Genomic DNA, 16,268 nt, shown 5'->3' on the forward strand with positions numbered 1-16,268 from the left:
ACAAGCGTTCGAGAAATCGAGCGCTTTTTCTTTGCGTGAGATACAACTGAGATACAAACGTGAGATATGATAGACTGTCATTACGAATTAGTGAAGGAAGGCAGTTGTCATGAAGCGAACAATTCTAATAGTCGACGACAGTGTGCGAATTAACCAGCTTGTCAAAATGAGTTTGATGAATACGTATGATATCGTGCAAGCGTTCACTGGTGAAGATGCCGTTGCAAGCCTGCAATCGACAAAGATTGATCTGGTGTTATTGGATATCACGTTGCCTAAGATGAGTGGTTATGACGTTTTGCCGTATATCACAGATAAGGAAATACCAGTCATCTTTTTGACGGCTAAAACTGAGGTGGCGGATGTTGTGCAGGGCCTGCAGTTGGGAGCGGATGACTACATCACAAAGCCATTCCATCTGGAAGTACTGAAGAGTCGGGTCGAAGCGGTTATGCGTCGAGTATACGGCCATGCCGATGAGAGAATGACGTATGATAATTTGGTAATTGATGTCACCCAACAAACGGTTCGTCGGGATGGTGAGTTGGTGGATTTAACGAACAAGGAATTCGAGTTGTTGGTTTATTTCGTGCGCAACCAGGGGGTCACTTTAGCGCGTGAAACACTTTATGAAAACATCTGGGATTTTGCGGATGACATGGTGGATACCCGAACTGTCGATTTACATGTGCAACGACTACGTAAAAAGCTGGGCCTGGCTGACCGGATTACGACGGTGTTCCGCGTTGGTTATCGAATGGAGACGCTATGAAAATTTCGATTAAATTGTTCATTGCTTTCATTGTGACTTTGGTTGCGTCGCTATCGATTAATAGTGTATTGGTGTTGCATCGTAGTTTTGAAAGTGGCCTGCAGGAAAAAGAGTCAAGCGCCGCAGTCCTTAATAAGCAGACGGCGCGACAAGTCCAACAGCTGGACTATCAACAAGATAAAGGTATCAAAGAGGCACAGGTAATTAAGTTCGTCGGCACAACGCAAGATAATGTGTTGGTTTGGGATGCGAAGCAAAAGTTGATTTATCGCGAGGACATGGCAGTTAAGCAAGCTAATCGTTTGAATTTGCTAGATAGTGATAAACAACAAATTCAATATTTGTTGGACGGTAATCGAAAATATGTCGTGGCGACGATTAAGGTACAACTGTTGCGTAAGACGTATTACATTAGTACGTTTACGGATTTGAATTCGGTGTATGTGGCGCAAAAGCGATTGCTTCGTGATGTGCAGGTTAACTTGTTGGTGTTGTTCTTAGTATCGACGGCAATTATTTATATCTTAACGAAGCAAATCTTGGTGCGGTTCATCAATTACGCCAGGCCAGTCAGTCGTTTCAGACAGATCCGATGGGTTATCAGCCCTTGAAGCCGATGCGCCATGATGAATTGACAGAATTGGTAAATGATTTTAACCAGATGGCACATCAAATTCAGGCGATGGTGGCATCTGAACGTGAAAATGCGGCGTTTCAAAAAGAGTTTGCGAGTCATTTGACCCACGAAATTAATACGCCGTTGACGATTATTTTGGGGTATGCCGAGCTTATTGCTGAATCGAATGTTACTGAAGAGGTGAAGCAAGAGGCGGTGCGTTATATTGTGGATGAAAGCACGCGATTAAAGCAGCTCGGTAGCCGTATCAGTCAGTTGATTCAATATGATCACGTGACTTTACAGCGTGAAACTATTAGCAGTCAGATGTTGCACGAAAAGGTGACAGATATTGCACTTGGCATTCGACAGCAAACCGCTCATGGCTTCCAATTTGATTATGCAAATCAGGTCGACTATCGTTTGCGTACAGATATGGGCTTGGTTTCAGAAATGTTGGTCAATCTGCTGGATAATGCCGTCAAAGCATTGCCGCAACAAGGTGGTCGAATTACGGTGGCGGAAGACTTGAATGAAACGGGACTGACAATCACGATAACTGATAATGGTCATGGATTAGATGAACAGGCCGTCGATGATGTGTTTGAACCGTTCGTCACGGATAGCGAGCTTGGCGAAGATGATCACCTTGGATTAGGATTGTCGATTGTCAAAAGAATTAGTACGGCTTTGGGGTGGCGTGTAGCCTTAAAGAATAATTCTGGGGAAGGAGTGACCGTCAGCATTCAGGTGCCGGCGCAAGATATTGAACGATGAAACAAAAGCAAAATTGGCTTGTGCTCGGCTTGGCGATTCTCTTTTTCTTCCTAGTAATCGGCATGCTCCAACTATTTGTGCACTGGCAAGATAATCATTATAGTCAGCAGGCACCACATCAGACGGCGTATAGTTTGCCCAATAAGCAACAAATGCTATTAAGCAATGCTGAGGCCTTAACCGTTGTGACTGAATACGCCAATCCGATTAAGTTTAAAAGTGACGTCGACGAAGCAGGCGGGGTTGATTTAAAGAAAATACTGGAACCAGTTGTCGGCGATATTCCTAATGATTTACAGATACTTGATGTTGAAAAACGAGTGTATCACTCAACCAATGGTGAGGTTGTGACGACCTATTATGTTAGTGCGATGAGTAAAACAAATGAGATTGATTTTGAGTTTGTACCTAGTAACAATTTAATTTTGAATCTGCAATGGTTCGGTGACGATGTTAACCTGCCGTTGCAAACGATTGCGCAAAATTGGCGCAATAACATTAACGTGACGTTGCGTCATCAAGAAAGCCTGGCTGATGGTGAAATCAGTCAACAATTCGTATCAGGCATTAATTATCGACTAGCAAAATCAAATGCCAGTTTAGTAATCACACTTATTTAGAAGGAGGCTCGCGGATTTGCGGGCTTTTTTATTTGCGATACAAGTTAGATACAACTCCTCCGTATGCTTAACCCTATATTAGTTTAAGTAGAGGAATTTAGTGAACATGACAGAGCAGAATAGAAATGAACAATCGCGTGTTAGAAAGCGCCATGGCGTACGCTGGGGACGTTTAATCGGTGCGTTGGTCGTCGTGACGTTGTTGGTGTTGGTCGGTATTGTGGGCTTTACGTCGATGCGTGCAAAGACGGTGGTCGACAAGACTTATCAAGGTGCTGGGATTAAAAAGGCGCGTGATGTCTCTGCGACGATTCAAGATGGCAAGCCAATTTCAGTCTTGTTGATGGGAACTGATACGGGTGAGCTGGGTCGTGATGACAAGGGTCGTACGGATTCGATGATGATTATGACGATTAATCCGCAAAAAGAGGAGACGACGATTATGTCGATTCCACGTGATACCTTGGTTGCTGTGCCTGGGTATGAAGATACGTTCCCGCAAAAGATTAATGCCGCTTATGAATTGGGATCAGCCAAGACCGCGATTGAAACGGTGCAAGATTGGTTGAATGTTCCAATTGATTATTATGCGTTGGTTAATATGGGTGGCTTGGAGCAGGTTGTTGATGAACTTGGTGGTGTGAAAGTTAAATCACCGCTCACGTTTGACTTTAATCCAGATACTGCACACGCAACGCCTGGTAACCTGTACAGCTTCGTCAAGGATAGTAGCACATTTACGCATACCGGTGAGGATGGCAAAACGAAGACGTATACCAAGATGGACGGTAAGGCAGCATTGGCTTTCTCACGCATGCGTTACGATGATCCACGTGGTGATTATGGCCGTCAACAACGTCAACGCTTGGTGTTGGAGGCAGTTGTTGATAAAGCCAAGGCCAATCCAGCATCATTGCTGACAGATGGGTTCATGACATCACTTTCTAAATCAGTGAAGACTGATTTGACGTTTGGTGACATGACAACGATTGGCACAAAATATCTAAATGCTACGAAGAACATCAAGTCAGATTACATTCAAGGTCAGGGATACAACTTGGCATCAGGTTCTACTGAAGTCGTGTCACGTCAAGAAGAACAACGTGCGACGAATGTTCTGCGTCGTTCATTGAATTTGGATGAAGCGGAAACAGGTAACTTGTACGCTGGTAAGATTTCTGATGCAGAAGCTGCTGCGATTGGCGTGCCAACGCTGACAGCAACAACTGACGCGGTAGAACAAGCGCAATAAAAATGTGCTATGTTAGGCTGTTCAAAGTCAGATTAGTCAAGATTTTAGATTTTATTTAGCTGAAAAAAGCGGTTATTGTTTAGGGGAACATCCTTTCGTATATTGATTTTACTGATTAAAAGTAAGAGATATATACGAAAGGATTTTTTTAATCATGTTAGATAAGATTTTGGCTCTGTGTAAGTCTAAAGTGTTTTTGGGGATTGCAGTAGTTGGACTAGCAACTACTACAGCAGTGGGGGCTTCGGCAGCGTTTAACGGCTGGAGTGGTCATGACAATATGACCCGCATTAATGGTGTGCTGGGTCAGCTTGATGGCCTATTGACAAGTCGTGAAAACCAAGTGGCAGCATTGAAGCAACAATTAAGTGATGCTGATAAGCAAATCGCAACATTGACTGAACAAAAGCGTGACGCTGAAACAAGGTTGAATGATGCGCAACAACAACTAGTCAGTGCCCAGCAACAGGTGTCTACTTTGACTAGCTCGTTGAATCAAGCTAAAGCGGAGAATGACAGTTTGAAGGGGCAACTAAGTCAAAAGGATGCTGAAATTCAACAAAAGATTACTGAAATTCAACAGAAGATTGATGAGGGTAATCAAAAAGTAGCTGAGAAGCAAAAGGAAGTTGATGCTTTGGCGGCCCAAGTTGGGAATTTGAATGGTAGGATTGGGGATTTGCAAAGCCGATTTGATGCATTGAATAACCAGGTTAATGATCTAAAGAAAGCTTCAAGTGGCAAGGATGACCAAATTAATTCTTTGAATTCTAGAGTTTCAGAGTTGACCGATGAGTTGAAGGCGGCCGAACAAGATGCCCAAACGACTGCTGATAACGCAAACAGCATACTTAACAAGCACAGTAGTTGAAATATTTAATATGATTTAGGCGATTGATGGGTGTATCAATCGCTTTTTTTATCAGTAGCGTTAGTTGACTAATCTAGTACACTTAATGAAGACACAGCATCATTGAGAGTGAAAGGTTGGACGCTATGACGCAATTAACGTTTGTATATGGCACGATGGCTTCGGGGAAGTCGATTGAAATTCTGAAGGTGGCTCATAATTACGAGGTCCAAGGACGCAAGCCGATGCTCCTGACTTCTGCATTAGATGACCGCACGAATGTCGGTGAAATTTCATCGCGTATCGGCTTGAAGCAAGATGCTGGTGTTATTCATGCGACGGACGACCTATTTGAAATGGTGGCGGGTCAAGTTGAGCAACCAGCAATTGTCTTGATTGATGAAGCGCAATTTATGACGCGTGAACAAGTCATGCAACTTGCGCATATTGTGGATGATTTAGACGTTCCAGTAATGGCGTTCGGTTTGAAGAACGATTTCTCAAATCACTTGTTTCCTGGATCTGAGGCGTTGTTGATTTTCGCGGATAAGCTGGAAGAAATGAAGACGCTCGATTCGTTTGGGACGAAAAAGGCGACGATGAATTTACGTATTCATGACGGTAAGCCGGTGTATGAAGGTGAACAAATTGAAATTGGTGGGGATGAAGCTTATTTACCAGTTTCTCGTTACCACTACTATCACCCGGATGAGGCAGCCATTGCGGCTCGTTTCCGTAAACAAAATTAGTGAATCAAGCCACTGCTGGTTTTGCGACAGTGGCTTTTTCGTATTCATGATATATTGGAAGAAACAGGTTTTGGGGGATAACAAGATGACAGCAACAGCGTATGTGATGACTGATACTGAAGGGGTTGTGCAAGGTGATTTTGCTGAGCGGAACTTACCCAAGTTAGCGGCTGGTGAAATTCAAATTCAAACGGCTTTTTCGAGTGTGAACTATAAAGATTACTTAGCAACATTGCCCAAGGGTGGCGTGATTCGCCAATATCCAATGGTGCCGGGCATTGATGTGAGCGGGACGGTTGTAGCGTCGAATTCAGCATTGTTTGCGGTGGGGGATGAAGTGCTAGTAACTGGCTATGACCTAGGTGTTCGTCATGATGGTGGCTTTGCAACGCAAGTGCAAGTACCGGCGGAATGGGCGGTGAAGTTGCCGGACGGTCTTTCCCTGCAAGATGCTATGGCGATTGGAACTGCTGGCTTTACTGCTGGTTTGGCCATTATGAAGTTAGAAGGGTTGGGGATGCGCGTTGCTGATCAACCCAAGATTGCGGTGACTGGTGCAGCTGGTGGTGTTGGTAGTGTGGCGCTAGCGCTGTTGCAAGCTAGTGGCTATCAAAATGTGACGCCGATTGTGCACCGCGGTGGTGAAGATGAAATGACAGCTGATGATATTTTGGCACTGCCAAGCAAACCGCTGCTTTCACAAACGTATGACTACGTGATTGATACGGTTGGCGGCGAATTAGCGGCTAAGTTAATTGCTATGTTGCACTACAACGGTGCCATCGCCATGACGGGTAATGCTGGTGGCGCTGATTTACCAACGTCAGTGTTCCCACTGATTTTGCGTGGCGTTAGCATCTTAGGTGTCGATTCAGTGGCAGCTGATATGCCGACACGCCAATTATTGTGGCAACGTTTCGCGACCGATTGGCATGTGATGAATGCGTTGCCAGTTGAACAAGTGTCTTTTGAAAAGTTGCCAGATGTACTTGATGCATTTGCGGTACATACACATAAGGGACGCACAATTTTGACATTTTAAACAAAGACGCCGACCAGGTTGGATAGACCTGATCGGCGTCTTTATTGATTTTGTCCCCACCAGCCACCGTTGCATATGTATGATGCAAAAAGTCTGTGAATAAGCTTTACAGCGTGGATGAAGTCCTGATTTACGGATGAATAACTCGACATTCTACTTACCGAACATTAATAGTCAATGTATATATTTTTTTAAAACGTTTAACTATAAATATGAACAAAATGCATATTGTCATGAAGAAAGTTCGGTGTTATCCTTAACTCAACCTTTAATCGCACACATATTTAAGGAGTATAGAGGGACATGTTTAAAAAGCTTGTTGCAGGGGCTGCACTTACGATTGCAGCATCAACGCTTGTTACCGCATTGCCAGTCGCATCAGTTGATGCCGCATCAAAGAAGGTTAGCTTGAAGGAGTTGAACGTACAATTCGTGCCATCATCACAAGCTGACACGATTCAAGCGAAGGCTAAGCCACTGGAAAAGTTGCTAAAGAAGCAATTGGGGATTCCAGTGCACGTAACCATCTCAACTGACTACAACACGGTTGTTGAGGCGATGGGTTCAAAGAAGGTGGATATGGGATTCTTGCCACCTGACCCATACGTACACGCACACGAGCAATACGGTGCCAAGGTTATCTTGCAATCAGAGCGTTACGGTATTAACGACAAGAAGGGCGACGGTTCAAACACCAAGAAGCTTGTTGATTACTACCGTGCGATTGTCTTGGTAAAGAAGGACTCAAAAATCAAGTCAGTTAAGGACTTGAAGGGTAAGAAGATTGCCGTTCAAGATACGACTTCAGACGCGGGTTACATGTTCCCAGTCGTTGACTTGAAGAAGAAGGGTATGAACGTTGTGAAGAACTCTGACCTAGTTACGGTTAAGGGTCACGACCAAGGTGTTTTGTCAGTCTTGAACGGCGATACGGACGCAGCATTTATCTTTGATGATGCCCGTAACGTTGTTAAGAAGGACAACCCAGATGTCTTCAAGCAAACGCGTGCTTTGATGTACACGTCAAAGATTCCTAACGATACAATTGCTTTGCGTAAGGGTATCTCAGCTAAGGATTTAAAGGCTATCCAAAACGCCATGATCAAGGTATCAAAGACGGCTGAGGGTAAGAAGGTTTTGAACGATGTCTACAGCTGGGCCGGTGTTGCGAAGTCAAAGGACTCAAACTTTGACATCGTCCGCGATTACCAAAAGCAAATTGAAGATATCAAGTAAGACTGATTTCTGAATAAAACGAGAAGAACGGGCTTTACTGGCATTGCCCAGTGAGGTCCGTTCTTCGTACATATCATGTAAAACGGTTCAGCAGATTTCGCTGGATTTGGTTAACAAGGTTAAACAAGAGTGGAGAGTTATTATGACAGCCCAAAAAGGCACAATTAAAGTTAACAACGTTTCAAAGATTTATCCGAACGGGACGGTTGGTTTGGATAACATTAACTTGGATATCGCTTCAGGCGAGTTCGTTGTGATTGTTGGTCTTTCAGGAGCCGGTAAGAGTACGTTGTTGCGTGCTATCAACCGACTACACGATGTGACGTCAGGTGAAATCTTGATTGATGGTGAAGATATCACGGTTGCGAAGGGACGTAAGCTTCGCGAATTGCGTCGTAACATCGCCATGATTTTCCAAAACTTTAACTTGGTAAAGCGTGCATCAGTTGCGCGTAACGTATTGGCCGGACGCGTGGGTTACTACTCAACGTTCAAGAGTACGTTTGGCCTATTCTCTAAGGAAGATAAGGCGAAAGCGGCTGAAAACTTGGATAAGGTTAACATGCTCGACAAGTACTACACGCGTGCGGACGAGTTGTCTGGTGGACAACAACAACGTGTCGCTATTGCACGTGCCATGATGCAATCACCAACGGTCGTCTTGGCCGACGAACCAATCGCATCACTTGATCCAAAGACAACCAAGATGGTTATGGATGACTTGAAGCGTTTGAACACGGAAATGGGTATGACGGTTGTCGTTAACTTGCACAGTGTGCCACTTGCCATGGAATACGCAACGCGCATCATTGGGTTGCGGGCTGGTCAACTTGTTTATGACAAGCCAATCGCAGAAGTTAACAAGAATGACTTTGACGGTATTTACGCTGAAGCAACAGATGGAGAATAGACGATGAATGTAAGTTTACCTGAACAGCGTTTCAGCGAAAAATGGCACGTCAAGGGTCTACTGGCAACGCTTCTAGTTGTATTAATTTTGTTTGGATCAGGGCGCATGACGGGTGTCTCAACTGATTTTAGTTGGGAACAATTCATGGATATCTTGATTAAGATGATGAATCCTGATTGGTCATATGTCACGGCGGTAATTACGCCAATTTTGCAGACCATTCAAATGGCTTTGGTCGGAACGTTGTTGGGAACGATTATTGCAGTGCCATTCAGTTTGTTGGCAGCCCGTAATTTGATGAAGAACACGATTGTGCGTGGTATCGTCCGTTTCTTCTTGAACTTAGTGCGTGCCTTGCCTGACTTGTTGTTGGCAGCGTTGTTCGTTGCGATTGTTGGTATCGGTCCGATGGCCGGTGTCGGCGCTTTGACAATTTTCAGTTTTGGTATGATTTCAAAGTTGTTCTATGAAGCAATCGAAACGATTGATGAAGGACCAATTGAAGCGTTGACGGCCGCGGGGGCCAACAGCTTGCAAACGATTGTGTTTGCGGTTATCCCACAAGTATTCAATCAATTCTTGAGTTACTTCCTATACACATTGGAAATCAATGTCCGTGCCTCAACGGTGCTTGGATATTTGGGAGCCGGTGGTGTTGGATTGTTCTTGAGTCAGACACTTTCAATGTTCCGCTACGATCGAACGGCTGTGGTTATCTTGGCCATCTTGGTTGTTGTCGTGATTGTTGACGGCATTTCAAATCGATTGCGGGAGGCGTTGGCATAATGCAAGTAGTTAAGCAAAGTCCTTGGCACCGTTATCGTCCTTGGATTATTACAGTGTTGGTTGTTGCGTTGTTTGCTTGGGCCTTTTCTGGGATTCCAATGTCGTCAGTTAAGCCACAAGCACTATTGATTACGAAGGCTATTTTCACAGGATTGTTCCATCCGGATTGGTCTTACGTTTATACAGGGGATGGCGAAGATTTGATCACAGCGTTGGTTGAAACGCTGGCCATTGCCTTCTTAGGAACATTCATTTCAGCGATTTTGTCAGTGCCATTTGCCTTCTTGGCCGCACGCACGAAGAAGGGCTTCTTCACACCACGTTCAACGTTGGGTAAGGTGATTTTGACGGTTATCCGTGTGTTCCCTGAAATTGTGATGGCCATCATGTTCATTAAGGCAGTTGGACCTGGTGCCTACGCTGGTGTGTTGGCGGTCTCAATTCACTCAATTGGTATGTTGGGTAAGTTGTTCTCAGAAGCGGTTGAAAACATTGATCGCGGACCGAACGAAGCTATCGTAGCAGCTGGTGGATCAGCACTTGATGGGTTGACGTTGGCAACATTGCCAGCGGTTATGCCTGAATTTATGAATTACACGCTATACCGATTTGAAATCGCAGTTCGTTCAGCGGCTATCTTGGGTATGGTTGGTGCCGGTGGTATCGGTGCGCCATTGATTTTTGCCTTGCAAACACGTCAATGGCCAAAGGTTGGTATCATCTTGCTAGGAATCATCATCATGGTGACGGTAATTGACTTCTTGTCAGGTCAATTGCGTAAGCGCCTAGTCTAATAGGTTAGAAGGTCATCGATTACTCGGTGGCCTTCTCTGTTTAAAGGAGTGCAATATGCAAGTTTCTATTATTTCGACTTCTGATGTCCACGGTTATTTCCGGGCTGATGATTTCCGTCGACCATTACAAAATGATGGGTTGGGTTTGACCCGCGCAGCCACGGTTATTGAAACGTTGCGGGAACAAGCTAATCCAGAAGATGTCATCATTACGATTGAAAATGGTGATTTTATTCAGGGGTCACCATTAACGAATTACATTGAAAAAGTCAATCAATCAGCAGTGAGTTTGTATGATGACTTGGCTGAAACGATTGGTTATGATGTACGCATTTTGGGTAATCACGAATTTAATTATGGTCGTGATTATCTTGAACGCGTTTTGGGACAAAACGATTTGTTGTTGAACGCCAATGTGCTCGATGAAACGAGTGGTGAGCCGTTTATCGGTCGTCCATATACGATTATTGAACGTGGTGGAGTAAAGGTTGGTATCATTGGTTTGATTACCAAGTACGTGCCAAATTGGGAGCAACCGGCGAACATCCATGGGTTAACATTTGCTGATCCGGTCGGAATTGCTACGCGTTATGTCGATGAATTGCGTCCACAAGTAGATGTGCTGGTACTGGCTTATCACGGCGGTTTCGCTGAAGATTTGGAAACTGGTGAACCGTTAGAACGTTTGACGGGTGAAAACCAAGGGTACCAATTACTCCAAATCCCAGGTGTCGATGCTCTTGTGACTGGTCACCAACATCGTACGCTGGCAGCGGTTATCAATCACGTTGCGACGACGCAGCCTGGCTACCGTGCTGACCAAGTTGGTTTGATGACATTTGCGTTGAATGACGAAAAGCAAATTACTAATCGTGATGCGCAATTGATTGCCACAGCGGTATTCCCTGAGAGCGATGCGGTGAAGGCGGTTGTTGAGCCAGTTCATGTTGCGACAAATCACTGGCTTGATACGGCGGTCGGTCACGTTGGTCACAACATGCAAGTTACGAATCATTTCGAGGCTCGTTTGCATAGTCACCCATTCATTGCCTTGGTTAACCAAGTGCAAATGGATGCGACGCAAACGACGATTGCTAACACGGCTTTGTTTAACAATGAAGTGAAGGGATTGGCTGATGAAGTGACGTTGCGCGACATCATGACGAATTACATTTATCCAAATACACTAGTCGTCGAAAAGTTGACGGGGCAAGATATTAAAGATGCCCTGGAAGTGAATGCGCGTTACTTTGTTTTGGATGATAATGGTCAACCAGCCGTTAACCCGGCATTTTTGGAACCTAAGGTCGAACATTATAACTATGATGTTTGGAGTGGCATTGATTACACGTTTGATTTACGCCGTCGTGAAGGCGAGCGTGTGATTGAAGTGCTGGTTGATGGTGAGCCGCTTGATTTAGCTGGTGAATATGAAGTTGCAATGAATAACTACCGTGCGGGTGGTGCGGGTAATTTTGCATCCTTCTCACTCGATAAGGTGGTTCGTGAAGTGCAGCAAGAAACGGCCGACTTAATTGGTGATTACATTATGAGTCACCCAGATACTAAGATTGACCAACCAACAAATTTCCATGTGATCTATTAAAAATAAAGCCGGTTTCGTCAATGCAGACGAGACCGGCTTTTTGGTTACTTCTTATCAGACCAATATTTCTTTTGGTAGGCTTTGCGTGGCACCATCATCATGTACTCGCGCAAAGGATTCTTTTTGTAGAATTGTTGATGCTCTTCTTCAGCATCATAAAATGGTTGAGCGTCTTCAATACTTGTAACAATTGGTGCATCGAAACGACCAGAGTCATTTAAGGCGCGCTTCGATGCTTCGGCAATTTGGCGCTGTTCGTCGTTTGCCACGAAAATCACCGGACGGTAGCTGTCACCGCGGTCAGCAAATTGACCCATGGCATCTGTCGGGTCGGCAAGCTGCCAATATAGTTCAACCAAATCGCTATATGATACAACGTCATCATCGAACCAAATCTTAACGGCTTCTGTGTGACCAGTTTGATGTGATGCGACTTGTGCATAGGTTGGGTTAGCGACGAAGCCACCAGTGTAACCTGAACGTACCTTTTGAATGCCGGCCATGGTCTCGAACGGCTCGACCATGCACCAGAAACATCCACCTGCAAAAATTGCTGTTTGAATTGCCATATTATTCCCCTCCGTTTGGTTCTTATTCTACTCAGTTGGTGCAAAAACAAAAGCAATATTTCAAGACTTTCCCTTGAAAAATCGTTATTGTAACTTTTTTGGTTATAATAATGACTGATAAAAGTTAAGTGAGGACAGAGAAATGGGTATTACACTTCAAATTGATGATGCGATGGTTGCTTCAATGGCAGAAACGATTCGTAAGAGCATTCCACGTATTGCGCGTGCGAATGAACAAATGATTTTGTCAGCGCCAGAGTTATCAGAGCGCTTGCCAAAGTTGTCAGCTTTGCCTGATGATGAATTGGTGCGTGGTTACTTGCAATTCCTATTCATGTCAATGAATGATACAAAGATGTTGTTGGACCGTGCATACGTTGATCTATTTTTGACGTCACAACTGGCAACCGTTATTTACTGAGAAACTCTTAAAGCCACGCGTTTGCGTGGCTTTTTTGTAAGTGGTACGTGTAGAATGAAAACAGAAGATTAGTGAAGAGAGATTATTATGATTACGATTAAGTCACCTCGTGAAATCGAGGGAATGCGTAAGTCTGGGGCAATCATTGCCGGTATGCACCAAGGACTACGCGACATTATTAAGCCAGGCATTTCAACCTGGGAGATTGAAGAATTCAGTCGCCAATACATCGAGAGTCACGGCGCACGCGCCGCACAAATTGGCTTTGAAGGCTACGAATATGCGACGACTGTTTCAGTGAATGAAGAAGTCGCACACGCATTTCCACGTAAGACACTTTTCCTTAAGGAAGGCGATATCGTCACAGTTGATACGGTGGTTGAATTGGATGGTTATTATTCAGATTCAGCTTGGACGTATGCTGTGGGTGAAGTCTCGCCTGAAGCCCAACGTTTGATGGATGTTGCTAAGGAAGCGATGTACATCGGCATTGAACAAGCCCAAGTTGGTAACCGTTTGGGTGACATTGGGGCTGCAATTAACGCTTTTGTTGAAGACGAAAATGGCTATGGTAATGTCCGTGACTATGTTGGTCATGGTATTCAACCAACTATGCACGAAGATCCGAACGTGTTCCACTATGGTGTTGCCGGACGTGGGTTGCGTTTGAAGTCGGGAATGACAATTACCATTGAGCCAATGGTTAACATGGGAACGTGGGAAGTTGAAACATCTGAAGAAGATGGTTGGACTGTGACGACGTTGGACGGTTCATGGTCAGCCCAATATGAGCACGTAATTGCAATTACTGAAGAGGGACCAAAGATTTTGACGAGTCAGGACCCTGAATTCGATGCGAAGTATCTATAATTTGCAGGAGGTAAATCCATGACTGGTCAAGAATGGGAAGATAAATTCCGTCAAGAACATGGACGCGTTGCGCGCCGTGAAGAGTATCGCATGGCGGCTGCACGTAATTTTGAACCGGAAGAGACGCCGGTCGAAACGACAGTTGTAACGCCAACGGCTGTTGTGAAAAAGACTAGTGGCAAGCAAGCGTTGTTCTTGTTATTAGCCGTCGTCGTTGCCGTTGTAGCTGGTGCTCTGACATACAAGTTGACGCATCCTAAGTCTGAAACTGAAACGGCCAAAGTTTCTTCTTCAGCTAAGTCAGTGTCAAAGGCATCCTCAAGCCGAGCTTCGAGTGCCGTTTCTTCATCAAGTAGCAGTGCAAGCTCATCAAGCGCTAGTTCAGCAAGTTCAACCAAGGCGTCAGACTTTTCTGGTAGCACGCCTGGCGTTGCTGCAACGAGCCTAAACCGTACTGATCGCGCTGAGATTATTGCGCAGGTAGTTATGGCGGGATATAACAAGCCAGCCACTGAAGTAAAAGGTATTACAGCCGGAACGGTTGGTGGTGTTGGATCTGGTAAAGGAAGCTTGCACCTTGGTGTTGGCGTAAATGGGATTGGGGTGCAATACTCATTGGCCGGCGATGGCGGGGTGAGTCAAATTACTGGCCGTTACAGCGCTGGTAATGGCGATGGCATGCACGAATTTACTATCGATGTTAACAATTGGTTGGCAACACACGACCTTGATGCGGTCCGCCAAGCCTTTGGTGACGTAACGGTTACTGATCAAAATGTCAGTGCAATGGGCGACTAAAAAAGAAGTTAGCTTTTTAGCTTGCACGATTGTTCAAAACCACGTATAGTAATTTAGGTATTAAAAAGTAAATAAATTCGACTTTCCTATCGAGAGTTCAGGGAGGGACTAGACCCTTTGATCTGACGCCAACTTACCCGTTTCGGGCGATGTGGTACTTTCTAGCAGATAGGCGCATATCGACTGAACCCCGACATGCCGCCTACGAGTGGTATGTCGGGGTTATTTAATTTCACAAGAGTTTTTTATTTTAGGAGATTAGATTATATGTCAGAAAAGCGTTTGTTCACGTCAGAAATCAGTTTCAGAAGGACACCCAGATAAGGTTTCAGACCAAATCTCAGATGCCATTTTGGACGCCGTTTTGGCTGAAGACCCACAAGCACGTACGGCCATTGAAACGTCAGTAACAACTGGTTACGTTAACGTCTTTGGTGAGATGTCAACGACGGCCTACGTCAACATTAACGAAATTGTTCGTAACACATTGAAGCGCATCGGTTACGATGATAAGGAAGCTGGTTTCTTGGCTGACGATATCCACGTTGGGGTAACGTTGGACGAGCAATCACCTGACATCGCGCAAGGTGTTGACTCAGCTATCGAGCACCGTGAAGACGGTGGTGTTGATCCATTGGACCAAATCGGTGCCGGTGACCAAGGTTTGATGTTCGGTTTCGCCACGAACGAAACGGACGAATACTTGCCATTGTCAGTTGTTTTGTCACACAAGTTGGTTAAGAAGCAAGCTGACGTCCGCCGTTCAGGTGAGTTGTCATACTTGTTGCCTGACGCCAAGGCCCAAGTGACGGTTGAATTGGACGAAAACGACAAGCCAATCCGTATCGACGCAGTTGTTTTGTCAACGCAACACCGTGAGTCAGTCTCATTGGAACAATTGCGTGCCGATGTTCGTAAGTACATCATCGACCCAGTTTTGCCAGCCGACATGGTTGACGACGAGACGCGTTACTACATCAACCCAACTGGTCGCTTCGTAATCGGAGGACCTAAGGGTGATGCCGGTATGACTGGTCGTAAGATTATCGTTGATACGTACGGTGGATACGCTCGTCACGGTGGTGGTGCCTTCTCAGGTAAGGATGCAACCAAGGTTGACCGTTCAGCTGCCTACGCAACGCGTCACATTGCCAAGAACATCGTTGCAGCTGGTTTGGCCGAAAAGGTTGAAATCCAAGTTGCCTACGCTATTGGTGTGGCAAAGCCTGTTTCAGTTAACGTCAACACGTTCGGTACGGGTAAGGTTTCTGATGACGAATTGGTAGCCGCAATCCGTGACTTGTTCGAGTTGCGTCCAGCCGGAATTATCGAGGACTTGGACTTGCGCAAGCCTCGCTACGAAGCAACTGCCGCATACGGTCACTTCGGTCGTCCTGAATTGGACTTGCCATGGGAGCGTTTGGATAAGGTTGACGAGTTGAAGGCATACTTTAACAAGTAATAAATATTGATAGAAGCGTTGTGAGTCTCTGGGCTTGCAACGCTTTTTTGTATAATCTGAGTTTGTGCGTCTGGATAATTAGACTTTTTCAATATATTTGAATTGTAATGATATTATGTATAAAGTTGTGAAAAAAAT

General features: G+C 45.0%; 17 protein-coding genes and 1 pseudogene. 17 read left to right on the plus strand and 1 reads right to left on the minus strand.

Going from position 1 to position 16,268, the window contains the following annotated elements; genetic code table 11:
* The first annotated feature begins 109 nt into the window (after positions 1-109).
* The 13 genes from OIT45_RS06365 (at position 110) to OIT45_RS06425 (ending at position 12,010) form a co-directional block, all read left to right on the plus strand.
* Positions 110-772, plus strand: a complete 663-nt coding sequence (locus OIT45_RS06365; protein WP_199403915.1) for a response regulator transcription factor — start codon at positions 110-112, stop codon at positions 770-772.
* A complete protein-coding gene (locus tag OIT45_RS06370) occupies positions 769-1,383 on the plus strand; it encodes a hypothetical protein (RefSeq protein ID WP_264339931.1) in 615 nt (204 codons plus the stop codon). Before OIT45_RS06365 ends, OIT45_RS06370 begins: the two co-directional genes overlap by 4 nt.
* A 5-nt stretch (positions 1,384-1,388) precedes the next feature.
* Positions 1,389-2,165, plus strand: a complete 777-nt coding sequence (locus tag OIT45_RS06375; protein WP_264340025.1) for a sensor histidine kinase — start codon at positions 1,389-1,391, stop codon at positions 2,163-2,165.
* A complete protein-coding gene (locus tag OIT45_RS06380) occupies positions 2,162-2,785 on the plus strand; it encodes a hypothetical protein (RefSeq protein ID WP_199403913.1) in 624 nt (207 codons plus the stop codon). The genes OIT45_RS06375 and OIT45_RS06380 overlap by 4 nt, the downstream gene beginning before the upstream one ends.
* 106 nt (positions 2,786-2,891) lie before the next feature.
* Complete coding sequence (locus OIT45_RS06385; protein WP_199403912.1) at positions 2,892-4,037, plus strand: LCP family protein; 1,146 nt, start codon at positions 2,892-2,894, stop codon at positions 4,035-4,037.
* 154 nt (positions 4,038-4,191) lie between these two features.
* Positions 4,192-4,908, plus strand: coding sequence for a hypothetical protein (locus OIT45_RS06390; RefSeq protein WP_199403911.1), 717 nt, complete (start codon positions 4,192-4,194; stop codon positions 4,906-4,908).
* Positions 4,909-5,033: 125 nt separating this feature from the next.
* Entirely contained in the window at positions 5,034-5,636 is a 603-nt protein-coding gene (locus OIT45_RS06395; protein ID WP_199403910.1) for a thymidine kinase, read from the plus strand.
* 85 nt (positions 5,637-5,721) lie between these two features.
* Complete coding sequence (locus tag OIT45_RS06400) at positions 5,722-6,678, plus strand: acryloyl-CoA reductase (RefSeq protein WP_199403909.1); 957 nt, start codon at positions 5,722-5,724, stop codon at positions 6,676-6,678.
* A gap of 303 nt (positions 6,679-6,981) precedes the next feature.
* The gene (locus tag OIT45_RS06405; protein ID WP_264339933.1) at positions 6,982-7,914 is read left to right on the plus strand and encodes a phosphate/phosphite/phosphonate ABC transporter substrate-binding protein; all 933 of its coding nucleotides are present in this window, start codon (positions 6,982-6,984) and stop codon (positions 7,912-7,914) included.
* Between the two features lie 142 nt (positions 7,915-8,056).
* Complete coding sequence (gene phnC / locus OIT45_RS06410) at positions 8,057-8,824, plus strand: phosphonate ABC transporter ATP-binding protein (protein WP_087044571.1); 768 nt, start codon at positions 8,057-8,059, stop codon at positions 8,822-8,824.
* A 3-nt stretch (positions 8,825-8,827) separates the two neighbouring features.
* Positions 8,828-9,610, plus strand: coding sequence for a phosphonate ABC transporter, permease protein PhnE (gene phnE / locus OIT45_RS06415; protein WP_003608852.1), 783 nt, complete (start codon positions 8,828-8,830; stop codon positions 9,608-9,610).
* Complete coding sequence (gene phnE, locus OIT45_RS06420; RefSeq protein WP_056972242.1) at positions 9,610-10,404, plus strand: phosphonate ABC transporter, permease protein PhnE; 795 nt, start codon at positions 9,610-9,612, stop codon at positions 10,402-10,404. Before phnE (OIT45_RS06415) ends, phnE (OIT45_RS06420) begins: the two co-directional genes overlap by 1 nt.
* A 55-nt stretch (positions 10,405-10,459) precedes the next feature.
* Positions 10,460-12,010: a bifunctional metallophosphatase/5'-nucleotidase gene (locus tag OIT45_RS06425; protein WP_199403907.1), complete on the plus strand. Its 1,551-nt coding sequence runs from the start codon at positions 10,460-10,462 to the stop codon at positions 12,008-12,010.
* A gap of 44 nt (positions 12,011-12,054) precedes the next feature.
* Here the strand turns inward: OIT45_RS06425 and msrA are convergent, their stop codons facing one another.
* Positions 12,055-12,579 (minus strand): peptide-methionine (S)-S-oxide reductase MsrA, encoded by a 525-nt coding sequence (gene msrA, locus OIT45_RS06430; RefSeq protein ID WP_135798513.1) that lies wholly within the window; start codon positions 12,577-12,579, stop codon positions 12,055-12,057.
* Between the two features lie 142 nt (positions 12,580-12,721).
* Here msrA and OIT45_RS06435 point away from each other — a divergent pair, with 142 nt between their 5' ends.
* The 4 genes and pseudogenes from OIT45_RS06435 (at position 12,722) to metK (ending at position 16,130) form a co-directional block, all read left to right on the plus strand.
* Positions 12,722-13,000: a hypothetical protein gene (locus OIT45_RS06435; protein ID WP_003608845.1), complete on the plus strand. Its 279-nt coding sequence runs from the start codon at positions 12,722-12,724 to the stop codon at positions 12,998-13,000.
* An 87-nt stretch (positions 13,001-13,087) separates the two neighbouring features.
* Positions 13,088-13,870 carry a type I methionyl aminopeptidase gene (gene map / locus OIT45_RS06440; protein ID WP_199403906.1) on the plus strand — a complete coding sequence of 261 codons (783 nt, stop codon included), beginning with the start codon at positions 13,088-13,090 and terminating at the stop codon, positions 13,868-13,870.
* 18 nt (positions 13,871-13,888) lie between these two features.
* Positions 13,889-14,668, plus strand: a complete 780-nt coding sequence (locus OIT45_RS06445; protein WP_199403905.1) for a hypothetical protein — start codon at positions 13,889-13,891, stop codon at positions 14,666-14,668.
* 267 nt (positions 14,669-14,935) lie between these two features.
* Positions 14,936-16,130 (plus strand): annotated as a pseudogene (gene metK / locus OIT45_RS06450) (methionine adenosyltransferase).
* Positions 16,131-16,268: the final 138 nt, after the last annotated feature.

It is taken from the genome of Weissella sp. LMG 11983 (genome assembly GCF_025908495.1).
Taxonomy (GTDB): Bacteria; Bacillota; Bacilli; order Lactobacillales; family Lactobacillaceae; genus Weissella; species Weissella fermenti.